This is a genomic window from Mesorhizobium sp. M0571, assembly GCF_040320985.1.
GTDB lineage: Bacteria > Pseudomonadota > Alphaproteobacteria > Rhizobiales > Rhizobiaceae > Mesorhizobium.
Genome location: NZ_JAMYQT010000102.1, coordinates 1 through 7,455 on the forward strand (window position 1 = coordinate 1; position 7,455 = coordinate 7,455).

A 7,455-nucleotide genomic window follows, 5' to 3' on the forward strand; every position below is an offset into this window, starting at 1 on the left:
CGGTCTGGAGTCCGTGCCGATCGAGGTGATCGATGGGCAGAGTCTGTACTGGACTGCCCCAGCCCCATTGCTGGCCGGGGCAGCGGGATCAAGCGAGTGGCAGATGAGCTTCGAAACCGCTGAAGGCCGGGCCGATGCGAGTTCTCCGCCCGGTCGTTGGGGCCCTTGTGGCTCCAGTGTACGACTTCCGGCATGACCTGGCGCCTGGCTACTCCGCAGGATCGCAGTTTGTCTGGACTGTCAGGAATTCTGTGCGCGAGGTCATGATGATGGAAAGGAGAGAATCATCACATGGCTATCGAGAAGGAACTTCTGGACCAGCTGCTTGCGGGCCGCGATCCGAATGAGGTGTTTGCCAAGGACGGGTTGCTGGACGACCTGAAGAAGGCGCTGTCGGAGCGGATATTGAAGGCCGAGCTTGACGAGCACCTCAAGGACGAACGCGCCGAGGGCGGCGCCAATCGACGCAACGGCCATTCGACGAAGACGGTGCTGACCGGCACATCGAAGATGACGCTGTCGATTCCGCGCGACCGGGCGGGAACCTTCGACCCGAAGCTGATCGCCAGGTATCAGCGCCGCTTTCCCGATTTCGACGCCAAGATCGTGTCAATGTATGCACGCGGCATGAGCGTGCGCGAGATCCGCGGCCATCTGGACTATGCGATGGCCCCACAGCCGACGTTTGTTCCCAAGGCGGAACCGGAAAATCACGTCTGCATAACGCTCGATTTCAACCATTCGATATTGGGCTTCGTCGCAAATCTCTGCCGTGTCCATGTTGTGATACATCTTATGGCCGGAATCCGAGGATGGGCGGTCAATCTCCCCCCAAGTCAGCTTGGCCCATTCAGCTAGTTTTGGAAGAATAAGGCCGTCCCAATCGCCATCGGACCAATCCCGAGGGACACCCCATGACCACGAATGTTTCCGATCCGGTTTCTCGCATGTCAAAGTCATTTTCGTAGAGAACACGGACCCAGCCTGTGCGAACCTGCTTTTCGTCGGCGATACCCACGCCTAATCGAACGCCACCAATCGGGATTCTCTCCCGAAGGCGCACAGATTTTTCCTGCTCTTTGAGTTTCGCCTCTACGTCCCGAGCAATGCGCGCTTCACGCCTCGACGACAAAATCAAGAAAAATATTCCGGAAATTATTCGGAGCGGTGCCGCCAGCGACTTTCCGCCGCCTTCTTCGCGATCTCGGCCCGCCGCTCTGGCGTCATGTTCTCGGCGCGCTTCTTTCCGCCCTTCGCACCGAGTGCCTTCGCGGCAGGGTCTTTGCCGTCGTCAATCAGGTCGTCGGCTTCCTCGCCAGTCGCAATGCGCATGACGCGGACGGCATTGCCGATCACGTCGGCGGGGCGCTTCTGGCCTTTAGGCATTCCTAGTTCTCCGCATGGCTAAAAACGACAGTTCCATCGTCCTTGCGAACTTCAACGGATACGATCCCATCGTCGCCCTTTCGAGTCTGGAACATGGAGATTGCATGGTCTTTCGCGGCCTTCTCGGAGTCGAAAAACTCCTTGTCCACAATGCTCTGTCTTCCGTACCAGATGACAGTGTAGGCCATTGTTGCTCCCATGCTTTGCGCTAAGCATAGGCGCTTTCGCCTAGAGGATCAAAACGCGATAGGCGTTTCCGCATTATTTCAAACTGAGACACTACCCGAAGCCGGCATGAAGGCGCTGGAGGAGTTCGAGGTCGGCTTCTGGCGCCAGCGATATCCTGCGATCACTCAGAGCTGGCGGCGCAACTGGCAACACGTCGTGCCATTCTTCGCCTATCCCGAAAGCGTGCGCCGCATCATCTACACGACGGATGACATCGACAAGCCTGATTTCGAAGCTGCGCCGCGCCGTTCGAACACGTGGACACTTCCCCAACGACGACGCGGCCATGAAGCTGCTATATCTGGTCTTGAACCATGCGGCCGAGGAATGGAAACGACCGCCGCGCGAATGGTTCGAGGCAAAGGTCCAGTTCGCCGTCGTCTTCGGCGAAAGGTTCGTCAGCCAAAGACGAAACCGGCCTCGCGCACAGAATCCTGACAGTCCCCAGTTTGTCCGCGTCGAAACCATTGTCGAAGTTACCCGGCCCGATGGCGGAGTGTTGCGGATTGCGCTCAAAAACGGTCCAGGCTGTGCGTCGTCAGGATGGTAGCCGAACCAGCGTAACAGCCGATCACGGATCCCTTCCTTCGACCTTTAGAGACTGACCAGTCAGCTGCCACCAAGCGAGAATGACGATCGCTCTCACTGCTGCGGCGCTGGTATCGGTGTGCCGCCAAACCAACCAGCCGCATACGCAATCACGACCAATACCACGATCACGGCTACCACGCCGTACCAGATGCGCCTGTCCTTGAGATCCATCGTTACCTCCTGCCCGCCACGTGTTGGCCACTGGGCGAATTCCTTGAGCCTTTGGCCGTCATTTCCCAGATCAGCGACCCATTTGCCCTCTGGTAGGCACACAGTAGGCTGGATAAGGGTCTTTGAGAAGCGCGCAATACGACCGCGCCGGCATGATCGCCAGCGGCTGCGACCGGTGGCTGCAGGCGTGCTCCACGAGTAGCGGGCATGGACGTCAAAAGATCGGCGATGCCATTCAGCGCCCGTGTGATCGATGCGGCGCGCGTTATCCTGATCTTCCAGCACGGCTCCGCGCAGCCGCACCCCTCATTAGACCGTTTCGAGCCGGCTGAACCGAACCGGGATGAGTTTCCGAGTCCCGAGCTGCCCTGCCGCATCCTTGTCGATGATAGTCAGAAACTGTGCTTCTTCAGATCCCAAAGGCAGAACCAGCCGTCCCCCCCGGCTTGAGTTGCTTCAGAAAACCCGGCGGTGTCTGCTCAGCCGCCGCCGTGACCAGGATCTTGTCGAATGGGGCGTGCTCGGGCCAGCCGCGAGACCCGTCTCCGACACGAATGCCGACATTGGATAAGCCTAGCTCCTGCAGGAGAGCCTCCGCACGGCTTGCGAATTCCTCGATGATTTCGACGCTCCAAACTTGCCCGGCGAGCTCCGCGAGAATTGCGGTTTGGTAGCCCAGGCCGGTGCCGATCTCGAGTACCGCCTCGTGCGGTTGCGGTGCAAGGAAATCGGTCATGAGAGCGACGATGAAGGGCTGCGAGACGGTTTTATCAAAGCCGATCGGCAGCGGCATGTCCTGGTAGGCATAAGGGGCGACCGGGGCTGGAACGAAGAGATGCCGCGGCACCCGCCGCATCGCGGCCATCACCCGCTCATCGAGCGTCGCCTTGCCGAGTTCTTCGCTTGCAAGATCGGGTAGTGGGTCAGTTTGAAATTTGACGCCGCGCTTGTCGCGGTTCGGGCCGAACTCCTATATGCTTAGCGAAACGCATGGGAAGCAGGACGGTGAGTTATTCCATAAAACTTGGCAAGGAGCCGAACGTCCTAGTGATCAACGACTTGTCCAGCAGGCAGGTCGTAAGCCAAGCGCGCGAACTCAAAGCGGGCAATATCAAATTCAGCATTTACGCCAGCGACGGCACTTTGACCGAACTGTATGATCTTGAGCGTGCCGTGGAGGGGGATGACGTTGCCAACCGGACCTAAACCCCCCAAGCGCCCGCGCGACCCAAACCAATTGGCGAAGTCGATTGTCGATCTGGCGACAGGCGAGACTGAGGACAAAAAGCCACTCGCCAGTGCCCGCAAGGGCGGGCTTATCGGTGGCAAGGCCGCCTCAAAGCACTCACGCCAGAACAGCGCTCTGAGATTGCCAGAACGGCAGCTGCGGCGCGCTGGAAGAAATGTAGCTAAGCCGCTTTCTCTTCATCGATACCGGCAGCGATCATCACCTCTTCAACGTCATCGTTGAAATCCAAGACAAGTTGGATTCGCTCTTCGCCGGGATGAGCGTCGCTGTAGTGATCAGCATCCATGCGAAGCTGCCAACAGTCGCCAACGATTTGCTTTCTGCGCTGGCCTACAGCCTTTTCGACATGACTTCACGCGGGCCGATCGGAGGACACCGATCTTCGGCAGGCGATGGAGGGCACCACCTGCCGCAAGCATCAACTATTAGAAATCACTGATGCAGTCGGGCCGGTGGAGATTGTCGGGAACTATCCGCTCATCGTGGATTATGATCGTGTGTGGTCGTGGATGTAGCCGCACACTCCAAGGGTGTCCTGTAAGCCCGCTGTCGAACCGGCAGCGGGCTTTCCTATGGGCGCTTGCCCCTTGGCGCCGGCCCTGCATTTCTTGGACGCGCTTATATACTCCGCGCAACAAGATAGGCGATCCGATACGCCATGAGTAGCAAAAGAACGAGGATCGTAAATTCGAGAACTGTGCGTGAGGGATAAATTTTCAACGCTCCGACTTCAACCGACGATACTGCAACGTAGTGTCGCTTGGCAGTTAATGATGAGAATGCGGTCGCTTCGGTTAGGTTTGGCAATTAATTGCGAGAATGGGGCAGCCCGGATTCTCAATTTAACTGCAATCGCATCAGCGTGAAGGTCATGAATTCTTTGAATTTTCATACCCTGTCTTGGGAAATTCGACCCCGTTACGTTGCCGACGCTGCTTCTCACATTAAATGCGAATGGCCCGGTATGATTATCAAATTAAGTGCACGTTTTCAAACTAAGCGCACAGCTAACCAACTGAAATGATTGACATGCGATTCTCATAATTAACTGCAAAGGGACATCCCCAGAAATGAGTATTGACTTCGGTCTCCGATCTCAGCGCCGGCAACTGACCAAGGCATAGCGGGCTCGTAACGATAAGGACGGTTCTCGCCATTTGAGGACCGCAACGCGTTGGCGAGTCTAGTCTGAGCGATCAAGCCCGCGCTCTGGACGAGGTCCCATCCTCACAGAATGTTCGCCCACCGGGACAAACGTGACGCAACGGAACGGATGGTTCACCCGTAAGGTCTTGGGGCGATTGCGAAAGGAGACCAGCATATGACCTGCGAACGAGACGTCGGCACGTTCGAAGAGCCCGTGACCGTTTTGCTGTCCTCGGGCAAAGTCAGTGTTTCGAGCACCCGCGAAGCCGCCGAAATGCTGCTTTACCGCTGGCCCATTGGAGAAACCGGGCGCCGCATCCAGACTCGCATGGCGTGCATGAAAGTGCTCGGCGGCGGCAGCGCACCGGAGATAGCGCGCGTGGCATTTCTCAGCGCCGCCAAGGAAGCGAAAATCCTGAACGCTTGACATCTCGTCAATGCGTGCCCCACCACTGTCCATCGTGCATCACTCTTGCAGCGGCCGTTACATTTGTGCAAACATCGTGCGTCGATCATGCGGAGACGCCGACGCGAGTTGACTCGCTCTATGGCGAGTTCGACGTAGAGATCTGACGGCCGCGGCAACCATGCCCTGATTGAGGAAAGCAGCTTGACCGGCCGTCTCGGACTAGCCGCGGGCCTGTCCGGATCTGGTGTAGCAAGACATGGCTGCTGTGCTCGAGGTTTTCGACGCGATCCCGCTCGGCGCATACATGGCAATCGTCAATGAGCTGCGCGGCCGCGTTCATCAGGGGCATGCCCTTGCCGGCATCCTCTATGTGCACCTCCGGCGCCTCACGAGGGATCGCTATCGGCAAATGAGACTATTCGGTCCCGGATGACCAAAGCTGACGCATTTCGTTCCGCCGCCGCTTGGATCGACCAGTCGAAGCGCATGTCGCCGAGGCAGTGGAGCGCATGCCCGATGACAGGTTCCTCGCCGAGCACCAGGCCGCGCACGATGAGCCGCGCTCGCCGTCTGTCGACCTGGTTGCCGCCGTGCTTGAGCGCGAGCGGTGGCGCCGGGTGGCCTGAAGGTCGCGACGAATGAAACGCCGGCCCAGTTCAACCCGCACGACGTCCTTCAAAGCTGGCGGGATCGATCTTCACCAAGCGGTCTGCGGCCTCGACCGCAGTTCGTATCCTGCTGCACAGCGCGAGATTTTCGGCCAGCATTTCTTCACTGCGTTGAAGCGCGAGCTCGGTCCGGTGGATGCGCTGCCTGGCATTGGCAACTTCCGATGTCAAAAGATCGGCCGCCATCCCGTGGCCGTGGGTTTCCATAGTGTCCATGGGTTTCTAATACATGGGGGGCGATATCGTTCCCTGATGTCGGGCGAAACGGCGGGCCGCAGAAAAGCGCGATGGGCCGAATGACCAATGCGCTCCCTGTCAAAACAGCGCCAGAAACAGGCGAACGGCTTCGGCCGCTCTACGTCCCACGGGCAGAGGCGATCACGGTCCAGAGGGCCATTGATCTGTTCAGGCACGACTACAACGTAAGCGAAGACACACTCAGGCGGCTGGTGATCAAGCACCGTCTTCAAAACCAGACAATGCCCGGTGCTCCGTGGAGAATAAGCGCTCCCGGTTTGGCTATGGCGCTCGCCGGCGATGATGACGCGCTTGCGCGGTTGAGGCAGGACGTCGCGAGCACCCGGACGCCGTCAGTGCCTCATCGCGAGTTCGGACCGTGGCTGCGCGACCAGCCTATCACCTACGATTTGGCTTTGAAGGCGATCGTTGCGCGTACGGGCCTCTTCAATCAGGGCTGGAAGGACAGTGCCGATGCGATCTTCCATACCGACGGCACTGTTCCCAAAGGACCGATCGCCTTAGTCGAGGTGCAAGGTTACGTCTTCGCAGCATACCAACCGCGCTGAACGCTCGCACCTACCAAGGCGGACAGCGCTACTGGTCGCTGCATGTTGCTGCCATCGCGCGCGCGGCGTTAGCGCCAACATAAGGAAGACGTGGGGGCGGGGGCCCCACACCCCCACTCCGTTCCGCTTCGCGGACGGATATGCTCGCTCCCTCGCTCATGCGGCACTATCCGGTGTTGAGCCATATTGCTTTTGAGAGCGAAGGATGCGGCTGATCGCCGTCGCATAGCGGCTGATCTCGGCGTTGATCTGGCTTGGGGTAAAGCCTCGGCGTTCGAGCTTCTTCCGCTCCTGTGACTTGTCGTTGCCCCGGATTAGAACCGACAACATCGCGACAGGCTATGAGGGCAGGCCGCATGACGGGCCGGTAGAGGACGAATCGAAGCACTTCGTCTACTGCCCAGTCTGCGGCCAAACGTTCGACGCGCGCGATCTTGGACAGGTGTTCCATCACGCTGAGCCGCAGCACGAGCCGCTTCCGGTCGAGCAATAGTCCAGCTAGTTGAGCTCCGGCGGCAGACCGACGTTTGAGACCCTTCAGCGCGCCACCGACGTACGTTGGATGAGAAAAGGGTGCTGCGTGCACCGCGCCTTCCCCGCGCGCCGATGCTCCACCTGGACCGCAAAAAAGTCCCGCCGCACTGCCAGAACGGCGGGACCGATCAAACGCTTTGCACCAGGCGGGGGGATGCGGGGGGTGGGCTTGCCAAGTGAGCGCGGACCGTAACCAACCCTAAGCGCAACAGCGGCAACGCGTCCACCAACCGCCGGTTGGAGCGACAGGACGATTGAGCCGCCGGC

The 7,455-nt window shown here is 59.0% G+C and carries 9 protein-coding genes and 4 pseudogenes; 7 read left to right on the forward strand and 6 right to left on the reverse strand.

Going from position 1 to position 7,455, the window contains the following annotated elements; translation table 11 throughout:
• Positions 1–107 precede the first annotated feature (107 nt).
• A pseudogene (locus NKI85_RS36920) lies at positions 108–233 on the reverse strand (IS6 family transposase); the annotation flags it as partial.
• A 58-nt stretch (positions 234–291) separates the two neighbouring features.
• Between NKI85_RS36920 and NKI85_RS36925 the strand changes: the two are divergent.
• Positions 292–660 (forward strand): annotated as a pseudogene (locus tag NKI85_RS36925) (transposase); the annotation flags it as partial.
• Positions 661–1,155: 495 nt separating this feature from the next.
• Here the strand turns inward: NKI85_RS36925 and NKI85_RS36930 are convergent.
• Together NKI85_RS36930 and NKI85_RS36935 are read right to left on the reverse strand one after the other, a co-directional pair.
• On the reverse strand, positions 1,156–1,386 hold the full coding sequence (locus tag NKI85_RS36930; RefSeq protein ID WP_352528385.1) for an RNA-binding protein: 231 nt from the start codon (positions 1,384–1,386) through the stop codon (positions 1,156–1,158).
• 2 nt (positions 1,387–1,388) lie between these two features.
• Positions 1,389–1,574 carry a hypothetical protein gene (locus tag NKI85_RS36935; RefSeq protein ID WP_352450409.1) on the reverse strand — a complete coding sequence of 62 codons (186 nt, stop codon included), beginning with the start codon at positions 1,572–1,574 and terminating at the stop codon, positions 1,389–1,391.
• Positions 1,575–1,671: 97 nt separating this feature from the next.
• Between NKI85_RS36935 and NKI85_RS36940 the strand changes: the two are divergent.
• Positions 1,672–2,011: pseudogene (locus NKI85_RS36940) on the forward strand (transposase); the annotation flags it as partial.
• Between the two features lie 674 nt (positions 2,012–2,685).
• Here NKI85_RS36940 and NKI85_RS36945 read toward each other — a convergent pair.
• A pseudogene (locus tag NKI85_RS36945) lies at positions 2,686–3,289 on the reverse strand (protein-L-isoaspartate(D-aspartate) O-methyltransferase); the annotation flags it as partial.
• A 92-nt stretch (positions 3,290–3,381) separates the two neighbouring features.
• Here NKI85_RS36945 and NKI85_RS36950 point away from each other — a divergent pair.
• Positions 3,382–3,582 (forward strand): hypothetical protein, encoded by a 201-nt coding sequence (locus NKI85_RS36950; protein WP_352453889.1) that lies wholly within the window; start codon positions 3,382–3,384, stop codon positions 3,580–3,582.
• Between the two features lie 203 nt (positions 3,583–3,785).
• Here the strand turns inward: NKI85_RS36950 and NKI85_RS36955 are convergent, their stop codons facing one another.
• Positions 3,786–3,911 (reverse strand): hypothetical protein, encoded by a 126-nt coding sequence (locus NKI85_RS36955; protein ID WP_352528383.1) that lies wholly within the window; start codon positions 3,909–3,911, stop codon positions 3,786–3,788.
• A gap of 1,074 nt (positions 3,912–4,985) precedes the next feature.
• Here NKI85_RS36955 and NKI85_RS36960 point away from each other — a divergent pair.
• From NKI85_RS36960 to NKI85_RS36970, 3 genes are all read left to right on the forward strand, one after another.
• The gene (locus NKI85_RS36960) at positions 4,986–5,198 is read left to right on the forward strand and encodes a DUF982 domain-containing protein (RefSeq protein WP_352528381.1); all 213 of its coding nucleotides are present in this window, start codon (positions 4,986–4,988) and stop codon (positions 5,196–5,198) included.
• A 238-nt stretch (positions 5,199–5,436) separates the two neighbouring features.
• Positions 5,437–5,613 carry a hypothetical protein gene (locus NKI85_RS36965; RefSeq protein WP_352528379.1) on the forward strand — a complete coding sequence of 59 codons (177 nt, stop codon included), beginning with the start codon at positions 5,437–5,439 and terminating at the stop codon, positions 5,611–5,613.
• A 31-nt stretch (positions 5,614–5,644) separates the two neighbouring features.
• The gene (locus NKI85_RS36970; RefSeq protein WP_352528377.1) at positions 5,645–5,806 is read left to right on the forward strand and encodes a hypothetical protein; all 162 of its coding nucleotides are present in this window, start codon (positions 5,645–5,647) and stop codon (positions 5,804–5,806) included.
• 30 nt (positions 5,807–5,836) lie between these two features.
• Here NKI85_RS36970 and NKI85_RS36975 read toward each other — a convergent pair whose 3' ends face one another.
• Positions 5,837–6,064, reverse strand: coding sequence for a hypothetical protein (locus NKI85_RS36975; RefSeq protein WP_352780780.1), 228 nt, complete (start codon positions 6,062–6,064; stop codon positions 5,837–5,839).
• Between the two features lie 80 nt (positions 6,065–6,144).
• Here NKI85_RS36975 and NKI85_RS36980 point away from each other — a divergent pair, with 80 nt between their 5' ends.
• The gene (locus NKI85_RS36980) at positions 6,145–6,654 is read left to right on the forward strand and encodes a hypothetical protein (RefSeq protein ID WP_352528456.1); all 510 of its coding nucleotides are present in this window, start codon (positions 6,145–6,147) and stop codon (positions 6,652–6,654) included.
• Positions 6,655–7,455 lie beyond the last annotated feature (801 nt).